This is a genomic window from Sphingorhabdus sp. SMR4y, from assembly GCF_002218195.1.
In the GTDB taxonomy this organism is placed as follows: Bacteria; Pseudomonadota; Alphaproteobacteria; order Sphingomonadales; family Sphingomonadaceae; genus Parasphingorhabdus.
The window spans coordinates 563,034-583,377 of the sequence record NZ_CP022336.1; the positions used below are offsets into that span (position 1 = coordinate 563,034).

Annotated in this window: 16 protein-coding genes; 9 read left to right on the plus strand and 7 right to left on the minus strand. The window is 59.8% G+C overall.

Annotated elements, in window-relative coordinates; all coding sequences use genetic code 11:
* Nucleotides 1–514: 514 nt before the first annotated feature.
* The 5 genes from SPHFLASMR4Y_RS02670 to phoU all read left to right on the plus strand — a co-directional run bounded on the left by SPHFLASMR4Y_RS02670 (nucleotide 515) and on the right by phoU (nucleotide 7,203).
* The gene (locus SPHFLASMR4Y_RS02670) at nucleotides 515–1,759 is read left to right on the plus strand and encodes an N-acetylmuramoyl-L-alanine amidase (protein ID WP_089132182.1); all 1,245 of its coding nucleotides are present in this window, start codon (nucleotides 515–517) and stop codon (nucleotides 1,757–1,759) included.
* 109 nt (nucleotides 1,760–1,868) lie between these two features.
* On the plus strand, nucleotides 1,869–4,397 hold the full coding sequence (locus SPHFLASMR4Y_RS02675; protein WP_089132183.1) for a penicillin-binding protein 1A: 2,529 nt from the start codon (nucleotides 1,869–1,871) through the stop codon (nucleotides 4,395–4,397).
* 21 nt (nucleotides 4,398–4,418) lie between these two features.
* Nucleotides 4,419–5,042: a GNAT family N-acetyltransferase gene (locus tag SPHFLASMR4Y_RS02680; RefSeq protein WP_089132184.1), complete on the plus strand. Its 624-nt coding sequence runs from the start codon at nucleotides 4,419–4,421 to the stop codon at nucleotides 5,040–5,042.
* A 143-nt stretch (nucleotides 5,043–5,185) separates the two neighbouring features.
* Nucleotides 5,186–6,232, plus strand: a complete 1,047-nt coding sequence (locus tag SPHFLASMR4Y_RS02685; RefSeq protein WP_089132185.1) for a substrate-binding domain-containing protein — start codon at nucleotides 5,186–5,188, stop codon at nucleotides 6,230–6,232.
* A gap of 242 nt (nucleotides 6,233–6,474) precedes the next feature.
* On the plus strand, nucleotides 6,475–7,203 hold the full coding sequence (phoU, locus tag SPHFLASMR4Y_RS02690; protein ID WP_089132186.1) for a phosphate signaling complex protein PhoU: 729 nt from the start codon (nucleotides 6,475–6,477) through the stop codon (nucleotides 7,201–7,203).
* 42 nt (nucleotides 7,204–7,245) lie between these two features.
* On the opposite strand, the gene SPHFLASMR4Y_RS02695 is transcribed toward phoU, so the two are convergent.
* The 3 genes from SPHFLASMR4Y_RS02695 to SPHFLASMR4Y_RS02700 all read right to left on the minus strand — a co-directional run bounded on the left by SPHFLASMR4Y_RS02695 (nucleotide 7,246) and on the right by SPHFLASMR4Y_RS02700 (nucleotide 10,648).
* A complete protein-coding gene (locus tag SPHFLASMR4Y_RS02695; protein ID WP_186266027.1) occupies nucleotides 7,246–8,628 on the minus strand; it encodes an OprO/OprP family phosphate-selective porin in 1,383 nt (460 codons plus the stop codon).
* Between the two features lie 177 nt (nucleotides 8,629–8,805).
* The gene (locus SPHFLASMR4Y_RS17010) at nucleotides 8,806–8,982 is read right to left on the minus strand and encodes a hypothetical protein (RefSeq protein ID WP_186266028.1); all 177 of its coding nucleotides are present in this window, start codon (nucleotides 8,980–8,982) and stop codon (nucleotides 8,806–8,808) included.
* 37 nt (nucleotides 8,983–9,019) lie between these two features.
* Nucleotides 9,020–10,648, minus strand: coding sequence for a winged helix-turn-helix domain-containing protein (locus SPHFLASMR4Y_RS02700; protein ID WP_089132187.1), 1,629 nt, complete (start codon nucleotides 10,646–10,648; stop codon nucleotides 9,020–9,022).
* 166 nt (nucleotides 10,649–10,814) lie between these two features.
* Here SPHFLASMR4Y_RS02700 and SPHFLASMR4Y_RS02705 point away from each other — a divergent pair, with 166 nt between their 5' ends.
* From SPHFLASMR4Y_RS02705 to SPHFLASMR4Y_RS02720, 4 genes are all read left to right on the plus strand, one after another.
* Complete coding sequence (locus SPHFLASMR4Y_RS02705) at nucleotides 10,815–11,276, plus strand: hypothetical protein (RefSeq protein WP_222102947.1); 462 nt, start codon at nucleotides 10,815–10,817, stop codon at nucleotides 11,274–11,276.
* 166 nt (nucleotides 11,277–11,442) lie between these two features.
* Nucleotides 11,443–12,810, plus strand: a complete 1,368-nt coding sequence (locus SPHFLASMR4Y_RS02710) for an MFS transporter (protein WP_186266029.1) — start codon at nucleotides 11,443–11,445, stop codon at nucleotides 12,808–12,810.
* A gap of 636 nt (nucleotides 12,811–13,446) precedes the next feature.
* Nucleotides 13,447–15,252, plus strand: coding sequence for a translation elongation factor 4 (lepA, locus tag SPHFLASMR4Y_RS02715; RefSeq protein WP_089132189.1), 1,806 nt, complete (start codon nucleotides 13,447–13,449; stop codon nucleotides 15,250–15,252).
* 133 nt (nucleotides 15,253–15,385) lie between these two features.
* Complete coding sequence (locus SPHFLASMR4Y_RS02720) at nucleotides 15,386–15,607, plus strand: hypothetical protein (protein ID WP_089132190.1); 222 nt, start codon at nucleotides 15,386–15,388, stop codon at nucleotides 15,605–15,607.
* Here SPHFLASMR4Y_RS02720 and SPHFLASMR4Y_RS02725 read toward each other — a convergent pair.
* The 4 genes from SPHFLASMR4Y_RS02725 to SPHFLASMR4Y_RS02740 form a co-directional block, all read right to left on the minus strand.
* On the minus strand, nucleotides 15,604–16,395 hold the full coding sequence (locus SPHFLASMR4Y_RS02725) for a class I SAM-dependent methyltransferase (RefSeq protein ID WP_409928904.1): 792 nt from the start codon (nucleotides 16,393–16,395) through the stop codon (nucleotides 15,604–15,606). The genes SPHFLASMR4Y_RS02720 and SPHFLASMR4Y_RS02725 overlap by 4 nt on opposite strands.
* A 107-nt stretch (nucleotides 16,396–16,502) precedes the next feature.
* The gene (locus SPHFLASMR4Y_RS02730) at nucleotides 16,503–18,710 is read right to left on the minus strand and encodes a xanthine dehydrogenase family protein molybdopterin-binding subunit (protein WP_089132191.1); all 2,208 of its coding nucleotides are present in this window, start codon (nucleotides 18,708–18,710) and stop codon (nucleotides 16,503–16,505) included.
* A complete protein-coding gene (locus SPHFLASMR4Y_RS02735; RefSeq protein WP_089132192.1) occupies nucleotides 18,707–19,696 on the minus strand; it encodes an FAD binding domain-containing protein in 990 nt (329 codons plus the stop codon). Before SPHFLASMR4Y_RS02735 ends, SPHFLASMR4Y_RS02730 begins: the two co-directional genes overlap by 4 nt.
* Nucleotides 19,693–20,202 (minus strand): 2Fe-2S iron-sulfur cluster-binding protein, encoded by a 510-nt coding sequence (locus SPHFLASMR4Y_RS02740; protein WP_089132193.1) that lies wholly within the window; start codon nucleotides 20,200–20,202, stop codon nucleotides 19,693–19,695. The genes SPHFLASMR4Y_RS02735 and SPHFLASMR4Y_RS02740 overlap by 4 nt, the downstream gene beginning before the upstream one ends.
* Nucleotides 20,203–20,344: the final 142 nt, after the last annotated feature.

Consider the following 20,344-nt stretch of genomic DNA (forward strand, 5'->3'; position numbering starts at 1 on the left):
TCTCCTGGCAGAGAGCGCCGGATCAGAGCCCGGCGGGTCCATGCAATATAATGGGGATGACGTTTTTGTGCGCGCGTTCCTTTGATGAGGGGCGGGCTTCGTCATCCGGTTGATTTGAAATATTTCAGATAAAAATGCGTCTGCAACAACTGCATGGCTCTGGCCGTTAGCCAAAGTCTTTCCGCGCATGGAAGCGCCTCCGAAACGGAGAGCCTCTAAGCCGGAGATTTCATGCCTCATGTTGCGTCAACCTGGTAGATGCCGAATGATTTCCGGCATTTAGTCGAACCGATTCCGGATTCATTCCGAACGGTTCAACCGCTCTGCTAGCACTGCTCGCGCGGATCGGCAACACAAACTGTTGGGCTGCGAAAAGATCGCCGGCGATACCGGTTCGCACCGAAACGTGCCTAATGCGCCGTTAACCGCGTCATTTTACGGCGCCTTACCAAAGCATCCTTAATGCGGTCTTCACTCCGATTTACGGGGTGTAACCAGCAGGATGCCGCGATCGATGAAAATTAACTGGACCCAAAAGGCACAGCGGATGCATAAGCGGACGATGGCACTGGCAACTCTTTTGGCATCGGCACTGGCCACCATATCTCCGGCCCATGCAGGCTCTGTCAGCCGGATCGAGGCCAATGACTCGCAGATCACCATCTCTTTCGATGATCTGGTCGAGGGCGCATCGGCCTTTTCGCTGGTCGGGCCGGACCGTATCGCGATCGACGTCCGCGGCGGCAAGGCCGGGCGCGGCGGGTCGGCAAGGGGAATCGTCAAATCGGTGCGCCAGGGACAATATAATCCCAATACCGCGCGGATCGTGTTCGACCTGGATCAGCCGGCCGTGGTTACCAGAGGCAGCTTTTCGAAGGACGGCAAAAGCCTGAATCTGAGCCTCAAGCCGGTCGGCCAGAACCAGCTGGCCAGTGGCCGGCTCTCCTTTTTGCCGCCGGTTCAGTTTCGCGCCGAACCGCCGACAACGAAATATAGCGTGAAGGTGCCGCTCGGAAAGCCGAAGGATTCCGTCCGCCTGCCGAAAATTTACGGACCCAATGATCCGAACCGTCCGCTGGTGGTCATCGATGCCGGTCATGGCGGACATGATCCCGGGGCGATTTCACCGCACGGAAATGCGCGCGAAAAGAATGTCACGCTGGCCATCGCGCAGGCTATCCGCGACCGGCTGGTTGCGGGTGGCAGAGTGCGGGTGGCGCTGACCCGCGAAAGCGACGAGTTTCTGGTGCTGGAAGAACGCTACGGCATCGCCCGGCGGCTCGACGCGGATCTGTTCATGTCGATCCACGCGGACGCGGCCGGCAATGAAACGGCATCCGGTGCCACTGTCTATACATTGTCCGAAGTCGCCTCCGATCGCGAAGCGGCCAAGCTGGCTGCTCGGGAAAACAAGGCCAATATCATCAATGGCGTCAATCTGGGTGGCGCGAACCAGGATGTGTCATCGATTCTGATCGACCTGACCCAGCGCGAAACCATGAATGTGTCTGCCGATTTCGCCAAATTGCTCCACCGAGAAGGCAGCCGGCAGATGGTGTTTCGCAAAATTCCCCATCGCTATGCATCCTTCGTGGTGCTCAAGGCGCCCGACACGCCGTCGGTCTTGTTCGAAACCGGCTATCTGACCAACAAGGATGATGTGGCCTTCCTCAATTCGCGTCAGGGCCGGAGCAAGGTTGCGGCCGGTGTGGCGAGCGCCATCGAGTCTCATTTCGCCCGGAAACTGGCGATGCGCTGACAGGATCGGACCGGGCGAAACTGTCCGGCTGTCCTGCGTCGAGGCGGCACGCGCTTTTCATCGATAATCGCTGGAAAATGGTTGCGAGCCGGTTTAGATAGCGCAGCCTATGGTAAATGATGCGTCAGACACGGCTGGAGAAAGTCTCGCCTACAAGCTCGAACGAAGCACGGGCAGTTTTTTCGAGCGGGTCGAAAGATTCTGGCAGAAGAAATGGTTCCGGCTGCTGGTCGCTTTGCTGGCGCTATCCGTGCTTGGCTGGCTGCTGATCTGGCTTATCTTTGCCCGCGATCTGCCCGACGCCTCGGCGTTGCAATCCTACGAACCGCCCCTGCCGACAATGGTCCGCGCCTATGACGGCGAACCGGTGCACAGCTATGCGCGTGAACGGCGGGTGCAGCTGGAATATTCGGAATATCCGGCGCTGCTGGTGCGCGCCTATCTGGCGGCGGAAGATCGCACATTTTTTGAACATGGTGGCCTGGACTATCCCGGCATTGCCACCGCAATCGTGACCAATATCAGCAGAAGCGGTCGGCCCGTCGGCGCGTCCACCATTACCCAGCAGGTGGCCAAGAACCTGTTGCTGAGCAGCGAGCTGTCCTATCGGCGCAAGGTCCGCGAAGCGATTCTGGCTTACCGGATCGAAGATGTGCTGACGAAGGAGGAAATCCTCGAACTCTATCTCAACCAGATTTTCCTCGGTCGCAATGCCTATGGCGTGCAGGCTGCAGCGCAGGCCTATTTCGGCAAGGATGTCGACGCGCTGGCCTTGCATGAGATCGCCTATCTGGCGATCCTGCCCAAGGGACCGTCCAATTATCGTCCGGAAGTGCACGAACAGCGGGCGATCAACCGTCGCAACTGGGTGCTTGGCGAAATGCACGAGAATGGCTGGATTACCGATGCGCAGCATCAGGCCGCCATCGCGCAGCCGCTTGGCGCGATCTCCCGGTCGGGCCCGCGCTTCGAAAGAGTGGGAGGATATTTTATCGAGGAAGTCCGCCGCCAGCTGATCGAGAAATTTGGCGAGAACGAAAAGGCAGGCCCTTACAGCGTCTATTCCGGCGGCCTCTGGGTGCGCACGTCGCTAAATCCCGAGCTGCAGGAATATGCTAAAGACGCGCTGCGCGGCGGGTTGCTGCGCTATAGCAGCGGCAAGGGGTGGAGCGGTCCGATCAACAAGATCGAAATGGACGAACAATGGGCCCAGCGTCTGGCATCGACCTTCATCAATACCGACTATGCCAACTGGCGGATTGCCGTGGCTCTGCGGCGCAATGCGGGCGGGGCCGAAATCGGTTTTACCGATGGCACCACGGGCCGGATCAATTCCGTTCCGAATGCTCTGAAAGCGGGTGATATTATCGCGGTCAGTCCCCAGGGCGGCAGCCGCTACCGGCTCGAGAATGTACCGGAAGTTTCCGGCGGCATGGTCGTGCAAAATCCGCGCAATGGCCGGATCTGGGCGATGCAGGGCGGCTTCGACGACCGGATGAGCTCGTTCAACCGCGCCACCCAGGCCGAGCGGCAGCCAGGCTCGACGATCAAGCCCTTCGTCTATGCCACGGCGCTGGATCAGGGTATGACACCCGCGACATTGATCGCCGACAGTCCTTTCTGCGTCTATCAATCCGCATCGCTGGGCCGCAAATGTTTCCGGAACTTCGGTAATTCACGCGGCGCCGGCGAGCAGACCCTGCGCTGGGGCGTCGAACAGTCCCGCAACCTGATGACGGTGCGCGCGGCAAACGATGCCGGCATGGACAATGTCGTGAAAACGATCAAGACCATGGGTATCGGTGACTATCAGCCCTATCTCGCTTTTGCCCTGGGCGCTGGCGACACCACGGTGATGAAACTGACCAACGCCTACTCGATGCTCGCCAATCACGGTCGGGAATTGCAGCCGACGGTTATCGACTTTGTCCAGAACCGTCAGGGAGAAGTCATTTTCCGCGCCGACAAGCGGGTCTGCGAAAATTGCAACATGAGCGACTGGGACGGCGAACCGATGCCGCGTCCGCGGCCCGCCGGCAGACAGTTGATGGACCCGATGACCGCTTATCAGATGATCGATATTCTGCAGGGCGTCATCACCCGCGGCACGGCGCAAAATCTGAAAAGTCTTGACCGGCCCCTGTTTGGCAAGACCGGAACCAGCAGCGGCCCGACCAATGTCTGGTTTGTCGGCGGTTCGCCCGACATGGTCGCCGGCGTCTATCTCGGCTATGACCAGCCGCGCAACATGGGCGGCTATGCCCAGGGCGGAACGCTTGCCGCACCGGTGTTCCGGCGCTTTGCCGAGCGGGCAATGGCGGGCATGCCGAAAACCCCCTTTGTCGCTCCGAAAGGCGTACGGATGGTGCGTGTCGATCGCAGGACCGGCAAGCGCGTCTTCGGGGGATGGCCGACCGATGATCCGAAATCCGCGGTCATCTGGGATGTTTTCAAGCCCGAGACCGAACCGCGTCGGTCGATCCGCAAGGACGAGCTTCTAGCCCGGCTGGAAGCCCGCAAGGCGCAGCTGCTGGCCGAACAGGCGGCAGCCCGCGCCCGCGCTCTGGAAGCCAGCCGCAACCGCGGGCCGGCCCAGAATGACGATGAATTCCTGCAGGCCGAGGGTGGTATCTATTAGCGGGATCGGGTCCGGCCACCGATGCTGACTGCATCGGATATCGTGTCTGTCGAGGGGATCGACAGGGTCGGTCCGGAAAGTGTCGCTGCGCTGGCCGCCATCACGGCTGATGCTTTTCGCGATGATCCGTTCAACAAGTGGCTGTTTGGCGGTTTCGAACCGATGCAACGGACGTTTCACGGATTTGCGCGGCATATTTATGCACCGAACGGTTTTTGCCAGATCCTGAGGGAAGAGGGCGAGGACCTGGCGGCCGCGATGTGGCTAATGCCCGGTGACGAGCCCGAAATGCCCGCGATAGCGATGCTGCAGACCTATTGGGGGCTGTTCGCCAGCGGCGGATGGGGCGCCCTGATGCGCGGCAAGGCGGCGGGCGAAGCGATGGAAAAACATCATCCGGCCGAACCGCATGCCTATCTGTTCACCGTCGGTGTTGCCGGTGCGGGACGGGGCAGGGGGCTGGGCCGGCGCCTGATCCGGCCGGTTCTCGATGCCTGCGACCGGGCGGGGACGATGGCCTATCTGGAAAACAGCAATCCGGCCAATCGGCGATTCTACAACAGTCTCGGTTTCGAGCGGGTTGAACTGTTTCATGCCACAACGGACAGTCCGCCGCTGGAGGCGATGAAGCGGTTGCCCCGCTAGGATCGCAGTCCCAGCGCTCCGGCGTGCAATATTTGTGAAATATTTCTGTAATTCAAAAGTCATTGAGCGGCATTAGAGGCCTTGTTCGAGAGGTCGCACGGAGACTTTCCGTGTGCAATCAACCTTGAACAAGGGAATTTGAGATGAAAACGAAATTTGCTCTAATCGCGATGTCCGCTCTGGCTCTGGCCGGTTGTGAAAATCAGGCCGGCAGCAGCGGCGGCGGCGGTAGCCGTGACCAGATCCGCATCGTCGGTTCTTCGACCGTGTTTCCATTCGCCAAGGCTGTGTCGGAAAATTTCGTCAACATGGGCAGCTTCAAGGCCCCTGTACTGGAATCGACGGGAACCGGCGCAGGCATGAGCCTGTTCTGCTCCGGTGTTGGCGCGGATACGCCCGATATTGAAAATGCTTCGCGCCGGATGAAGGCTTCCGAATTTGAACTGTGCCAGAAGAACGGTGTCACCGACATTGTCGAAATCAACATCGGCATCGATGGTATCGCGGTAGCTCAGTCGAATGAGGGGCCAAGCTTTTCCCTGACCCCCGAGCAGATCTACAAGGCGATTGCCGCCAAACCGTTCGGCAAGGAAAATACCACCAAGAACTGGTCGGATATCGATGCTTCGCTGCCGTCGTTGCCGATCAGCGTCTACGGCCCGCCATCGACATCGGGTACCCGCGATGCGCTGACCGAGCTGATCATGGAAGTCGGCTGCAAGACCGATCCTGAAACCAAGGCGCTCAAGGACAGCAACAAGGATGAATATGAGGCCATCTGTCACGAGATCCGTACTGACGGTCCCTATCTGGACACGGGCGAGAATGACAATCTGATCGTCCAGAAGCTGAAATCCAACCCCAATGCGGTCGGTATTTTCGGCTACAGCTTCCTCGAGGAAAATCTCGACACGGTGCGCGGAATCACCATCTCCGGCGTCAAACCGGCTTATGACGCGATTGCCTCGGGCGAATATCCCGGAGCTCGGCCACTCTATATCTATGTGAAGAAACAGCATGTCGGCGTGATCCCTGGCATTCAGGAATTCGTCACGGAATTCATCAACGCGGGCACCCGTGACGGTTATCTGGTCAAGGCCGGCCTGATCGCATCGCCGGACGCAACCCGGGAATCGATGAAGGAAGCGGCCAAGACCCTGCCGCTGCTGACCAAGGATGTTTTGAAATAGGCGACCCCTTATCGCCTGATCCAAACATGGATCATTTCCCGAACTAGACCATATCGGATCTGATCAGAGGGGGCCGTTGGCAACAACGGCCCCTTTTTCATGCCCGCAAGAGAGGTAAAACGCCTTGTCCCGGCGATGGCGGGCCCGTCGGGTGTCGCCGCCCGACGGGATGAAAATGCAAATCAATTGCTTTTTATATGACATTTTTGTTACAATAGCCGCAGTCGCCACAAGGAACCCACATGAATCTCAGCACTGCCCATCATACGGTGACCGCCTTTGATGCGGAAATTCACGATCTCCGGGCGATGGTGCTGGAGATGGGGGACAAGAGCACCGCCGCGATTGTCCGGTCGATCGAGGCGCTTGCCCAAAATGATCTGGCGCTGGCGAAAGCGGTGGTCGCTGATGATCGCGAGATAGACGAGCTGGAGCGGCGGATTGATGCACTGTCGATCCAGACCATCGCCTTGCGTGCCCCGATGGCCGACGATCTGCGCCATCTGATAGCGACCTTCAAGATTTCCAGCATTGCCGAGCGGATCGGGGACTATGCAAAGAATATCGCCAAGCGGGTTCCGCTGGTCGCCAAATCCAGCCGCAAGATCGAGCCGGCTTCGCTATTGCCGTCAATGGCCAATATCGCCGCCGAACTGGTCCGGGATTCGTTCAAGGCCTATGCCGACGGCGACGCCGATCTGGCCGTCTCGGTCTGGGCGAGAGACCAGACGCTGGACAATTTCTATACCAGTATCTTCCGCGCGATCATCACCTATATGGTCGAAAACCCATCCTATATCAGCGAATCCGCGCATCTGCTGTTCATCGCGAAAAATCTCGAGCGGATCGGCGATCACGCGACCAATATTGCAGAACTGACCTATTTTGCCGAAACCGGGCGGCAGATGCCCGATCGCCACAAGGGCGACGATGTCGGGACGATATGGGCCGACCAGCCGTTCGCGGAATAGGGCGAGACTGCTGGCCGGCCGCATTGGCCGGGCCGTCCGGGATCAGAAGCTGATCTGGAATCGGCCAGCGAATGCATCGACATTATAACTGTCGTCCCCAGCCGCGAGGATCGCCGCGTCGCTATAGTCGATTTTGGAATAGCTCAGCAGGAAGCGGACATAGTTGACCGGGGTCCAGATCAGGGACGCCTGATAGGCGTCCTGGGTGCCGCCGACCACGCCGGCGTCGACCAGATCGAGACGGTCATAGCGGAGATTGACCTGCCATGCTCCGAGGCCGCCCTGGCCGACCGGATTGGCTACCTTGACGCCCTTGAACACGCCATTCTTGTAGCCGCGTGTGTCGTCGGTCAGGAAAAATCCTGCCTCGACTGCGCCGCCAAAGAAGGTCGGATCGGCAAGCGCGCCGGCGCGATCCAGATTGAGCCAGTGGCCCTCCGCCGTCGCGTGGAAACGACCGGAAATCACAGCAGCCTCAAGGCCGTAGCTGGTCTCGGACTCAGCGCCGCTGATATTGCCGGTGTCGATAAAGCGGGTGTCGGTGAAATGGACCGCCGGACGCTGGCGATAACGCCGTGCGCTCGTCGCATCGCCAAGATCGCGATAATGGTATGAGGCCCCGAAATGGGTCTGGGTGTCGCCAAATTTCGGCATCGCCACCGCGCGCACGTCAAAGCCGATGCTATTGTCCTCGTCATTGTTGAGATCGTCGATATTGGCGGTAAACACACCGGCCTGAAAGAGCAGGTCCGAAACGCCATATTGCGCGCTCAGCCCGACCCGCCGTTCGAAACCGAAGGCATCGGTATAGGCGGCGCGCTCGATGAAGCTGGTGTCATTGCTGCTCGACAGCTCTTCCAGTCCCTGGAATGTGTTATGCTGGCCGGCTGTTACTGTCAGCCCGCCATGGTCATAGGTGAAGTAGGCGTCGGTCAGATCGATCTCATTGCCGGCAAAGTCCGCTTCCAGCTTGTAACCGAAGCCGCCTGGGATCGATCCCGAGGCGCCCAGCCGGATGCGCCGTGCCTCGTTGGCGAAGCCGAGCCCCGCATCATTGATCGAGTCCGGCGCGTTGACACTGCCGAAATCATAGAGCATCCGCCCGCGCGGCTTGAAGCTCCAGCCGTCTTCGCCCTTGATTTCGGGCGCGCCCTTGAAGGCCACCTTGACCGGCTTCTGCTGCTCCAGCTTTTCCTCGGTCGCTGCGAGTTTCGCTTCGGTTGCTGCAATCGCGCTGGTCGAAGCAACCTGGCTTTGCTGCACCGAACCAAGCTGTGCCTTGAGATCGGCGACTTCGCGCTCGAGCTGCTCCAGCTTGCTAAGCAGCGCCGCAGCCTGTTCGTCGGTAATCGGGGCCGCCATTGCTGTTGCGGGATAGAGTCCGATCGCTGCGGTCCCGGCCAGCAGGCCTAATGTCTTGAGCATAGGGTTTTTCATAATCGCCTGTCCGTTGCAGTTGCATTGCATGATGGTGAGCGATCTATGACGGATGCGTTTCTCTTTCATGGCATATTTATTGCACGTTTATGACAGTGCAGGCGGGGCCACGGGGCGGGGGATTGCAACCCGAACCGGGACGGGCAGGGAGGCGGGGGAAAGGATTCAGTCAGCCGCCGGCAAGCGCCGCTTGCCCCGGGTGCGGCTGGTCAAATGAAATCCGTGGCAGCGATCACAGCGATAGGGACGCAGGTCAACGGTCGCGATCCGGGCGGCGGCTATAGCATCGGCCTCGCTGGCAAAGCGCTTTTTCTTGCGGCAGATGCTGAGGCGGGTGCGCATGGACGGATTTCTCGGTTGGCCGGATATGGATGCTGATCTAGTGTTGCGACAGAGGGATAAGCTTCTCCAGAGCTTCCGCGCATTGCGCGGCATTGGGCGAATTATTGGACCATTGCCTGATTTCTTCGACGAACTTGCACGTGATTCCCTCTCCCTCGAAAGCTTCCGCCTTCCGGATCGACGCCAGTGCTTTCGCGTCTTCGCCGAGGCCGACCAGTGCCCAGGCCAGTGACATGCGAGGCTGATAATAATCCGGCGTGCGTAATATGGCCTGTTCGCAGGCCGGGGCCGCCGCCTCATAGTCGAGCATGAACAAGTGACCGGTGGCCCGATAGGTTGCCCAGAGGCCGAAGCGGGGATGATGCGGGGCCCGTTTTTCGGCGGCTTCGATCATCCTGATGCCTTCGGGATTCTGTTCCAGCAGGCATATCTGCCACCCCAATATGGCCAGTGCATGGGCGTTGTTCGGGTCCAGTACGATCGCTCGCCTCAGCAAGGCAATCGCTTCTTTCGGCTGGTGGAACATGGTGTTGACGACTCCGGCACTGGCCAGGACCTCGGCATTGGCAGGCTCGAGCACCAGTGCGCGGTCGATATGCTGGAAAGCCGATATGCGGGCCGCAACTGGGTCCGGCTCCCACTGGCTGACAACATTCTGGCTCAGTTGCACGGCCAGACCGGCCAGCAGGACGGCATTGTCCGGATTGTCCGCCAGTCCCTGTTGCAACAGCGCAACGATCTCCTGCGCGGTTTCCTTGCCATAGCGATATCTCAACGTTTCTGTCGCCTGCAATATCCTGTAGACATCGCTCCTGAACGGCTGCCGCTCCGGGAGCGACAGTGACAGCGAATAGCGGAGCTGCGTCGAAATCGCGGTGGAAACGCTCAGCAGCACATCATTCTGGATTTCGAAAAACTGGTCGAGAACGCTGTTATATTTACCCGACCAGGCGAGAGATGCATCCAGCGTATCAACCAGTTCAAAGCGCAAGATGATCTGCTCATCCCGCCGCCGGAAGCTGCCGGTAAGAATGAAGCGGCAGCCGATCTTTCGCGCAATCACATCCAGAGGACGGCTCTGGTCGTACAATGCCAGCACCGAACTGTAGGGCGCGACAAAGAGCATCGGCGTCGTGGCCAGCAGGCTGGTCAGATCACGGCTCAAGCCATCGGCGAGATAGCCATTTTCTGCCAGATTGTCATGATCGGTTACCGGAAGCACCGCCACGGAGAGATTATATTCGCGGTTGCCATCGGCAAAGGACGGGGCGATGGCTGTATCTCCTTCCAGCACCTGTACCGTTGCATCGAGCCGGTATCCCGATTTGGAAACGGTCGTGATCACATTTTCCAGCGCGGGAAAGGATCTGCAGGCGCGGCGCAGCTGGTAGATCAGCCGGGTCAGCGATTCATCCCCTCCCAGTCCGTCAGGCCAGATTTCCTCGAGCAGGGCATCGCGACTGACGATCCGGTTGGGAGAACGGCTCAGCAATTGCAGAAGGGTCATGACCTTGGGTTCAACCCGAACGGCGTTATCACCGTCGCCAATGATGTGACTGGCGGTGCGGACGCCAATATTGTTGATCAGAAAGCGGCTGGGAAAATCCTTCCCGACCTGTGCGATGCCATTTCCGGTCGCATTCCCCGGCACACGTTCGTCAAGCACGCTCTGGACCTGCCATTATTCACCCCCGTTGGTGATGGTAACCGGAAACCGGCGAAATGCACAGCGGTTGATCATAAAAACATCATTTTTTCCGCAGGACTCCCGCTCGTTCCCTTGGCAAGCCGGTGACACGGCTATCATGTCGGACGTAAATGGGGGAAAGATTATGAAAAATATCGGTAAATTTGCTGTGATTGCGGGAGCCGCGATGCTTGCTGCGGCGACACCGGCGCAGGCGCAACTGGAGCCATATGCGGATTATGAACTGTCCGACGCGGTCTGGTCGATCAGCACGGTCAAGGTCGACGCCAATATGGGCGAATATTATCTCGAAGGCCTTCGCTCGACATGGATTGCCAGTAACGAGGTCGCGAAAGAGCTTGGGCATATCGAGGATTATTCCATCTACGGCAGCGATTTTCCGCAGTCCGGTGACTTCAACATGCTGCTGATTGTCAAATTCGCCAATACCGCCGATCTCGCGCCGAACAAGGCGAAATATGACGCGTTCATGCAGAAATGGGGAGAAACCAAGGTCAAGGAATCACGGCAGATTTCCAAGGACCTCTACCCGACGATCCGGACCATCACCGGCGATTATCTGATGCGGAAGATCGACGTCAAATAGACGCGTTTTCAGTGGTTGATCGCGTCGCCCTGGCGCTTTTACCCCCGAAATGTCCGGCGAGTGATTTTGCGACCCGTCATTCGCCGGGCAATTCCGCCGGCCATCCCGGCAGGCAGCAGAGGGTCGGACGCAAATTATCCAGATTTGCACGTTCGGGGGACCTCTGTTGACATCCACGATCCTGTCCGGCGCGACGCGCCCGCCTCCATCGCTTGAGACCAGCCGCAATCTGCGCCTGTTCACGATATTTCTGCTCTATGCCGGGCAGGGCATTCCGCTTGGCCTGTTCGATTTTACCATCCCGGCGTGGATGGCGGTCAACGGTGCATCTGCAGCCGATATCGCCTTTGTCGTGGCGATGGTCGGCATTCCCTGGAGCTTCAAATTTGTCGCCGGCTTCGTCATGGACCGCTACACCCTGCTCTCGATGGGCCGGCGGCGGGTCTGGATCATCGGGGCGCAGGCGGTGATGATCTCGCTGCTGGTCCTCTTCGCCATCGTCAATCCAGGTCCTGATGAAGTGCTGATTCTCGGCATCGTCGGACTGGCCGTCAACACTGCCACCGTGTTTCAGGATGTCGCCGTCGACGGCCTGACCGTTGACATCCTGCCGGAGGAGGAGCGGTCGATGGGCGGCGCGCTGGCCTCGGGCGGGCAGGTTATCGGTATCGCCGTTTCCGCCGCGCTCACCGGCACCATGGTCTATGCCTTTGGTGCCAGCGCCGCCTATGTCGCCTGCGGTGTTCTCGTTCTGCTGGTGACCGTGCATATCATCTGGACGCGCGAACGGGTCGGCGAGCGCCGTCTGCCGTGGACCGAAGGAGAAACCCAGGAGGTCAACCGCAGCGCCCATGCGGGTGACTGGCTGCTACTGCTCAAGGGCGCCTTTCGCAATTCGCTGTCCGGGCACAGCCTGGCCTGGTTCCCCAATCTTCTCGTTTCCGGCCTGACTTATGGAATCTGCATTATCGCAGTCCCGCTAATCGCGACCGGCGATACCGGCTGGACCGAAGATCAGCTTGGCTCGCTCAACGGCACGGCGCAACTGGTCGCCGGCATTGTCACGATCGCCATCGGCGGCTTTGCCGTCGGCAGGATCGGCGCGCAGCGCTCCCTGTGGCTGCTACGCCTGGCCTTTGTCGGCCTGCTCGGCTGGATGATCTGGTCCGCCGACGGCTGGAGCGACCCGCGCGTCCTGATGACCTTCGTCCTCGGCTGGACGGCCCTGCATTTCCTCGGCGGGATCAGCGATGTGGTGATCAACATGCGGCTCAGTCCGCCGGCCATTTCGGCGACCCAGTTCTCGATCTTCATGGCGGTCTCCAACATGGGGATCAGCCTGGCCGGCATCCTGGTCGGATCCTTCGCGTTCCTCGCCGAGCCCGGAGCGATGCTGCTGTTGCTGATGGTGGCGCAGGGCCTTTCGGTGGCCATGCTGCTGATCGTCAATTTCCCGACCGAGCAGATCGGGCGACCGGAACGTGCCACCGATATTTCGGTTCCGCCGGCCGGAGCCATGCCCGCCCGGGACTAGAACTGCACGGGCTTTTCCGCCCTACCGCAGAGCGGTGGGGAGGAGGCAACCGCAGGATGGTATTGGGGCTGGCCGGGCTGGACGCGGTTTTTGGGTGTTGGGCGGCTCTCGAAGGGCTGTTCTTGCCGGGCAGGCCACCTCCCCATCACTACGCGACAGGGAGGAAAGTTGGGTTTGTTTGCCGCATTTGCCCCTCCGTCAGCCGTTCCGGCTGCCACATCCCCATTGCTGCACAACGCGGAGGAATGTGGTTTTTTCAACAGGCTTTCCTACAGCGCTGGCCCCGTGGCATATTCGCCAATGGCTCTTTGACAATCGAACCCCGATCCACTCCCTCTGCAAATGCGGACAGGAAAGTTATGCGGCTGTCCGGTGCCTTCTCCCTGCCGCCCGTTCAGCCTGCCTGCTCCCAAGCTGAACAATCCGCTTTTACGGGCCGGAACTGCTGCGCAAATCGCGCCCGAAAAACCCCAAAGCTTTTCAAATTCATAACCGTGTAAAGTGTGTAAAGTTCGATCGCGGCGCGCGCGGCGGAGCGGCGGGTAAAATGGGTGGCGCGGGGCGGTCGTTTTTTGCTGATCTATCCTGCTGACGTTTCCTGCTGACAAGGGGCTGAGCCCCTGCTAACGGGCGCGGATGACCGAACGTTCCCATATCCGCAATTTTTCCATCATCGCCCATATTGATCATGGCAAATCGACTCTCGCCGACCGGCTGATCCAGCATACCGGCGGGCTGACCGAGCGCGAGATGAGCGAGCAGGTGCTCGACAATATGGATATCGAGCGCGAGCGCGGAATCACGATCAAGGCGCAGACGGTGCGGCTCAACTATACCGCCAAGGATGGCGAGACCTATGAACTCAGCCTGATGGACACGCCGGGTCATGTCGACTTTGCCTATGAAGTGTCGCGGAGCCTGGCGGCGTGCGAGGGCGCGTTGCTGGTGGTCGATGCGGCGCAGGGGGTCGAGGCGCAGACGCTGGCCAATGTCTACCAGTCGATCGAGCATGATCACGAGATCATTCCGGTGCTCAACAAGATCGATCTGCCGGCCGCCGAGCCGGAGCGGGTGCGCAACGAGATCGAGGAGATCATCGGGCTGGACGCGTCGGACGCGGTGATGGCGAGCGCCAAGTCGGGGATCGGTATCGAGGATATTCTCGAGCAGATCGTGACAAGAATTCCGCCACCGGGCGGCGACCGCGACAAGCCATTGAAGGCGATGCTGGTCGACAGCTGGTATGATCCCTATCTCGGCGTGGTCATTCTGGTGCGGGTGATCGACGGGGTGCTGACCAAGGGCCAGCGGATCAAGTTCATGGCCCAGGGCACCGAGCATCTGGTCGACCGGGTCGGCTGCATGCGACCGAAGATCGAACAATTGCCGGAACTGGCGGCCGGTGAAATCGGCTTTATCACCGCGCAGATCAAGGAAGTCAGCCAGACCGCGGTCGGCGACACGATCACCACGGTGAAGAATCCGGCGCCCGAGGCTTTGCCGGGCTTCAAGGAAGTGCAGTCGGTGGTCTTCTGCGGCCTGTTCCCGGTCGATGCGGCGGACTTCGAGAAATTGCGCGAGAGCATCGGCAAGCTGCGGCTTAACGATGCGAGCTTCACCTTCGAGATGGAGACGAGCGCGGCTTTGGGGCAGGGCTTCCGCTGCGGTTTTCTGGGGCTGCTGCATCTGGAGATTGTCCAGGAGCGGCTGACGCGTGAATATGACCTGGATCTGATCACCACGGCGCCGTCGGTGGTCTATCGGATCGAGATGAACGATGGCAGCGAGCAATTCCTGCACAACCCGGCGGACATGCCGGACGTGGTCAAGATTCGCGAGATCGAGGAGCCGTGGATCGAGGCGACCATCTATTGCCCCGACGAATATCTCGGCGGTATCTTGAAGCTTTGCCAGGACCGGCGCGGGGTGCAGAAGAACCTGACCTATGTCGGCGACCGGGCGCAGGTGGTCTATGAACTGCCGCTCAACGAGGTGGTGTTCGATTTCTACGACCGGCTGAAGAGCATTTCGCGCGGCTATGCCAGCTTTGACTATCACCAGATCGGCTTGCGCACCGGGCAGCTGGTCAAGATGAACATCATGGTCAACGGCGATCCGGTCGACGCGCTGAGCATGATCGTCCATCGCGACGCCGCCGAGGCGCGCGGCCGGCACATGTGCGAGCGGCTCAAGGACCTGATCCCGCGGCATCTGTTCAAGATCCCGGTGCAGGCCGCGATCGGCGGCAAGGTAATCGCCCGCGAGACCATCTCGGCGATGCGCAAGGATGTGACCGCCAAATGCTATGGCGGCGATATCAGCCGCAAGAAGAAGCTGCTCGACAAGCAGAAGAAGGGCAAGGCGAAGATGCGCGAATATGGCAATGTCAGCATCCCGCAGGAAGCCTTCATTGCCGCGCTGAAAATGGGCGACGAGGGCTAGGCCCTGCCGGTTGCGCGCCGATGGGGTGCCGATCTCCTGCAAGTAAATTACTGTAAATCGTTGAAACGGGTTACAACTATTGTTATAGTGAATAAGTTGTAAACGGGTCTGGAATGATTTGCGGGAGTCATCAATGCTTGGTCTATTCGAACCGTCCTATCGCCGTAACAGGGACGAGCGTGAGATCAGATATTATTTCACCAAATATGGCGAAGATGCGCCGGCCGTTCTGAGCGATCGGTCGGATCGCGAAGGACTGTCTTCGCGCGACCGGCGCCACTGGCGGCGTTTGGCGCGAAAGGCGCGGCGAGCAAGAAAAACATGGCTGGCTGCGCTCGAAAACACTGGATCCTAGCCGCTGTCCCGCTGATAGGGGCAGGGCTTTATGTCGCCGGGTGCGATGGCCGGACCCTTGGCTCGAAAACGCGCGAAATAACCGCCAAGTTCGGGCCGCTCCATGAAGCCGACCAGCTCGTAGCCGACTGCTTCGAATTCGCAGAATAGCTGCTTCGGCGGGATGCCGTGCTGGGAGAAATCGCGGTTGACGTCGACTACAATCACTTCACCGGTACCGTGATCTCCGGCCTTGCCGATCAAGGCCGGACGCAGGCGCGAGAGGAAGGCGTAGGGCTCGCGCACTTCGTGATACATGTGGACCAGGAATATCCGGTCAAAACTTTTCTCGGGCAGCCGTGGATCATCCGGCGCGCCGAGCTTTATCGATACGTTGTCGAGGCTTTCCCGATTGACCCGCTCGGCCAGCCGGTCGATCGCGCCTTCGTCGATATCCTGCGCCAGAACCCGGCCCCGGGCCCCGACTTTCTCCGCGAGCCGCACGGTGTAATAGCCTTCGCCAGCGCCGATGTCGGCGACCGTCATGCCCGGTTCAAGCCCGGCAGCCTTCATGATCTCTTCGGCTTCGCCACGCTTGTCGCGGGCGGTCTCGGTCGACCATTGATTGCCGGCCAGTTCCGATACTGGCCGGGAAGCAGGCGGATAGGCCCGCGCGGTTTCGGCGCGCAGCTCATCGTCGTCAGGCAGCCGCTTGCAGGCACCGAGAGGCACCATCATCAGCATTATGGCAGCAAGGCCAGTGATCAGCCGGGCGGGCTGGCCCCCAAGCGGGGCGGCATAATATTTCATCGACGGAAGACTAGGGGAGCGCAGGGTCCGGTTCAATCCCTCTTTGCTGTCGGTGCCAGCATGATATTTTTCCCGGTCCGCATCCGGACAGGAAAGCCGGTTCCCTCCTACTGGTCCGGTAAGCCGGCCAGTATTTTGTCGAGCGTCGCCGGATAGTCCCGCACCCGAATACCGGTGGCGTTGTAGATCGCGTTGGTGATCGCGGCTGCGGCGCCGCATATACCCAGTTCACCAATACCCTTGGCCTGAATGGGGCTGGCATATTCGTCGCGCTCCTTGAGCAGCACGACTTCGATCTGCGGCACGTCGAGATTCACCGGGATGTGATATTCGGCCAGATCGTGGTTGACGATATGTCCGTCCCGCTCATCGAATGCCATTTCTTCGGTCAGCGCGCTGCCAATGCCCCAGATCATGCCGCCATAGCATTGCGATGTTGCGGTTTTTTCGTTTAGTATTCGTCCTGCGCCGAACACGCCGAGCATCCGTTTGACCCGCGTTTCACCGGTTACCGCGTTGACGGCGACTTCGGCAAAATAGGAGCCGTAGGTCGCCTGTTGCCAGTCCTCCAATGTCTTACCGGGCTCGATATGGCCGATCGCGGATATTTCCTGTCCGTCCAGAATGTCGGACACGGGTCGTGCCGAGGCGCCAGTGCCGGCGTTCCCGTCGGCGAGGGTGAGATCGGCTTCGTCGCTACCAAGTTTTTCGGCGATCTTGCTGCGAATTTCCTCGCAGGCCAGAAAGACTGCCGAACCCGAGGAGGATGCGCCCCACGATCCGCCCGATCCCGGTCCGGCGGGAAAGTCGGTGTCGCCCAGTCTGGTTTCCACCTTGTCCGCCGGCAAGCCGAGCATGTCGCAGGCAATTTGTGTCAATATCGCGTAGGTCCCGGTGCCGATGTCTGTCATGTCGGTTTCGACCACGGCGGTGCCATCCCCGCGCAGCGTTACTCTGGCCTTCGCTTCCGAAAGAATATTTACCCGGGCGGCGCCTGCCATGCCGTGCCCGATCAGCCAGTCGCCGTCGCGGGTTCCACCGGGCTTCCGGTTGCGCTTGTCCCATCCGAACCGCTTTGCACCTTCATCGAGCGCTTCGGTGAACCGGCGGGAGGAATAAGGAATGTCCTTTTCCGGATGCTGTTCGGGAATATTGCGTTTTCTGAACTCGACCGGATCAATGCCGGCGGCTTCCGCCAGTTCATCCATGGCATTTTCCAGGACCTGCATACCAACCGCTTCGCCCGGCGCGCGGACGGAGCCACCGCAAGTGCGGTTAAGCCGTGCGACTTCGATGCCAAGCTTGCGGTTCTGTCCGCCATAGAGGAAATGGGTTGCCTGGGTGACGGGCTCGTAAAATTCCTCGCCCGGCAGATTGGAGACGAGACATTCGTGTCCAAGACCCGTCAAGACGCCGTCTTCTCCGCAAGCTAGCCGGACATGCTGGCGGGTTTCGGACCGGCGCATCGTGGTTTCAAAAACCTGTTGGCGAGACAAGGTGACGCAAACCGGTCGACCGATCTCTTTCGCGGCAATGGCCGCGGCCACCGCTTCCGGCGACAGGCCCAGTTTCGAACCAAAGCCGCCGCCGACAAAGGGGGACAACATCCGGATATTTTCCGGAACGATGTTCAGTGCGTCAGCCAGTTCATTGATATTGAAATTGAGCATCTGGTAGCTGCCGCGCAGGGTCAGCTTGTCGCCGTCCCAGCTGGCGATAGCGCAATGCGGTTCCATTGCGGCGCTGTTGTGGCCGGGCGTGCGATATATCTGGTTAACGGTGAAGGCGGCGTCGCGCATCGCCTGATCAAGATCGCCCTGATCCAGTTGGTCATCCTCGGGCTTGTCGACCTCGGTTTCCGCTGCCTCGGGGTCAAAGGCGGCATTGCCTTCCGCTTCGTAGCGGATCGGCAGCCGGTTGGCAGCATGGCGTGCCTTTTCAAATGTATCAGCAACCACCAGCGCAATCGGCTGACCAAAATAATCAACCTTCTTTGCACCCTGTGCAGGCGCTTCATTGGCGCCGCCCTGGGCCGGGCGCCGCAGCAGGCGATCGTCGGTGATGACCGCGTGTACCGCTTCGTCCGACAGTATCGCTTCGCTCGCGACGTCGGTGACGCGCCCCTTGGAAATGGTCGCTCTGGCGAGAACGCCGTAGACCATGTCCGGAACATCCCACTCGTGCGCATAAGTGGCCTGGCCGGAAACCTTCAGCGGACCGTCGGGCCGGTCCATCGCCGTTCCGACCAGTCCCTGGCGCATATCATCGAGCCGGTTGCGATTGTCTGGCTTGTCCATTTTCCGATGCGCGTTCATGCTGCTGCTCCTGTCTGCGTGGCCTCTTTCAGGACCGAAATCAAAACGCGTCGCGTCAGGGGTATCTTGAAGTCATTGCTGCCATAGCCCTGTGCTCCGGCGAGCAGGTGATCGGCGGCTTTGCCAAACAATTTTGTGGAAGGCCGTTGTCCGACCAGCAATTCCTCGACGGTTTCGTCACGCCAGGGTTTATGCGCCAACCCGCCAAATGCCAGAGCGGCGCTGGCTATTGAATCCTCGCCCATTTTTATAACAGCTGCCACCGAGCACAGTGCAAAGGCGTAAGAAGCACGGTCCCTCACTTTCTGGTAAACCTGCTTGCCTTTTACGGGTGGCGGCAAAATCACCGCTATGATCAGATCACCGGCTTCAAGGATATTGTCCTTCTCCGGATGGTCGCCGGGCAGGCGGTGAAAATCCTGTATCGGAACATTCCGGATATCGCCGCTACTGTCTTCAATCTCGATCAGCGCATCCAGCGCCGTCATCGCCACAGCCATGTCGCCGGGATAGGTGGCGATACAGGCATCGCTCGCCCCCAGTATCGCGTGAATGCGGTTGAAACCCTGCATCGCCTGACAGCCGGAACCGGGCTCCCGCTTGTTGCAGGGCATGGCGGTATCATAGAAATAATAGCAGCGGGTGCGCTGGCACAGGTTGCCGCCGGTGGTTGCCTTGTTGCGCAACTGTCCGCTCGCGCCGGCAAGGATGGCGCGTGACAGGACCGGATAGTCGTCGCGGATGCGCTTGTCTGCGGCGCAGTCACTGTTCGTCACCAGTGCGCCGATCCGCAAACCGCCGTCATCGGTCTCGCTGATCTCCGAGAGGTCCAGCCGGTTGATATCGACCAGCTTGTCGGGGGTCATCACCTCGAGTTTCATCAAGTCCAGCAGGTTGGTCCCGCCGGCGATAAAGGCCGCGTCTTTCACTGCCTGTGCGGTGGCGTCGCTCCGTCCGGTGGCTCGCGCATAGTGAAAGGATTTCATGATTGCTCTCCGGCGGCCTGACGGATCGCGTTGACGATATTGGGATAGGCGGCGCAGCGGCAGAGGTTGCCACTCATCCGCTCCGATATCTCTTTATCGCTCAATTCTGCGGGACCGTCGAGATCATCGGAAACGAAGCTCGGCCATCCGGCCCTGGCTTCTTCGATCATTGCCGTAGCAGAACAGATCTGGCCGGGTGTGCAGTAGCCGCACTGGAAACCGTCATGCTCGACGAAGGCGGATTGCAGCGCCGAGAGATTGTCCGGTTGGCCGATGCCCTCGATGGTCGTGATTGTGTCACCGCCATGCATGCAGGCCAAAGTCAGACAGGAATTGATCCGCCGGCCTTCGACAATGACCGTGCAGGCTCCGCATTGACCATGGTCGCAGCCCTTCTTGGTGCCCGTGAGCCCGAGATGGTTGCGCAACGCGTCGAGCAGAGTGACGCGGCTGTCGGCCTCCAGCTTGTGGGTCTCCCCGTTTACAACAAGTTCGGTGGTTTCCATATGACAGCGTCCTTCCCAAAAGTGGCGACGTGACATGTGTGAACTGACCAGAGACAAGATATCCTGGTCTGCAATGATGGTCAGTTGACGGGTCGATATCGCATGAGTCTGCCTGTCCTACGTATAGCGCAGGTCATTGGTT

Excerpts from the sequence above, each read along its gene's own strand:
- SPHFLASMR4Y_RS02730 (WP_089132191.1), bottom strand. The coding sequence starts at position 18,710 with ATGAACGCGCATCGGAAAATGGACAAGCCAGACAATCGCAACCGGCTC.
- SPHFLASMR4Y_RS02685 (WP_089132185.1), top strand. The coding sequence starts at position 5,186 with ATGAAAACGAAATTTGCTCTAATCGCGATGTCCGCTCTGGCTCTGGCC.
- SPHFLASMR4Y_RS02735 (WP_089132192.1), bottom strand. The coding sequence starts at position 19,696 with ATGAAATCCTTTCACTATGCGCGAGCCACCGGACGGAGCGACGCCACC.
- SPHFLASMR4Y_RS02705 (WP_222102947.1), top strand. The coding sequence starts at position 10,815 with ATGAAAAATATCGGTAAATTTGCTGTGATTGCGGGAGCCGCGATGCTT.
- SPHFLASMR4Y_RS02725 (WP_409928904.1), bottom strand. The coding sequence starts at position 16,395 with ATGAAATATTATGCCGCCCCGCTTGGGGGCCAGCCCGCCCGGCTGATC.
- lepA (WP_089132189.1), top strand. The coding sequence starts at position 13,447 with ATGACCGAACGTTCCCATATCCGCAATTTTTCCATCATCGCCCATATT.
- SPHFLASMR4Y_RS02695 (WP_186266027.1), bottom strand. The coding sequence starts at position 8,628 with ATGCTCAAGACATTAGGCCTGCTGGCCGGGACCGCAGCGATCGGACTC.
- SPHFLASMR4Y_RS17010 (WP_186266028.1), bottom strand. The coding sequence starts at position 8,982 with ATGCGCACCCGCCTCAGCATCTGCCGCAAGAAAAAGCGCTTTGCCAGC.
- SPHFLASMR4Y_RS02680 (WP_089132184.1), top strand. The coding sequence starts at position 4,419 with ATGCTGACTGCATCGGATATCGTGTCTGTCGAGGGGATCGACAGGGTC.
- phoU (WP_089132186.1), top strand. The coding sequence starts at position 6,475 with ATGAATCTCAGCACTGCCCATCATACGGTGACCGCCTTTGATGCGGAA.
- SPHFLASMR4Y_RS02740 (WP_089132193.1), bottom strand. The coding sequence starts at position 20,202 with ATGGAAACCACCGAACTTGTTGTAAACGGGGAGACCCACAAGCTGGAG.
- SPHFLASMR4Y_RS02670 (WP_089132182.1), top strand. The coding sequence starts at position 515 with ATGAAAATTAACTGGACCCAAAAGGCACAGCGGATGCATAAGCGGACG.
- SPHFLASMR4Y_RS02720 (WP_089132190.1), top strand. The coding sequence starts at position 15,386 with ATGCTTGGTCTATTCGAACCGTCCTATCGCCGTAACAGGGACGAGCGT.
- SPHFLASMR4Y_RS02675 (WP_089132183.1), top strand. The coding sequence starts at position 1,869 with ATGGTAAATGATGCGTCAGACACGGCTGGAGAAAGTCTCGCCTACAAG.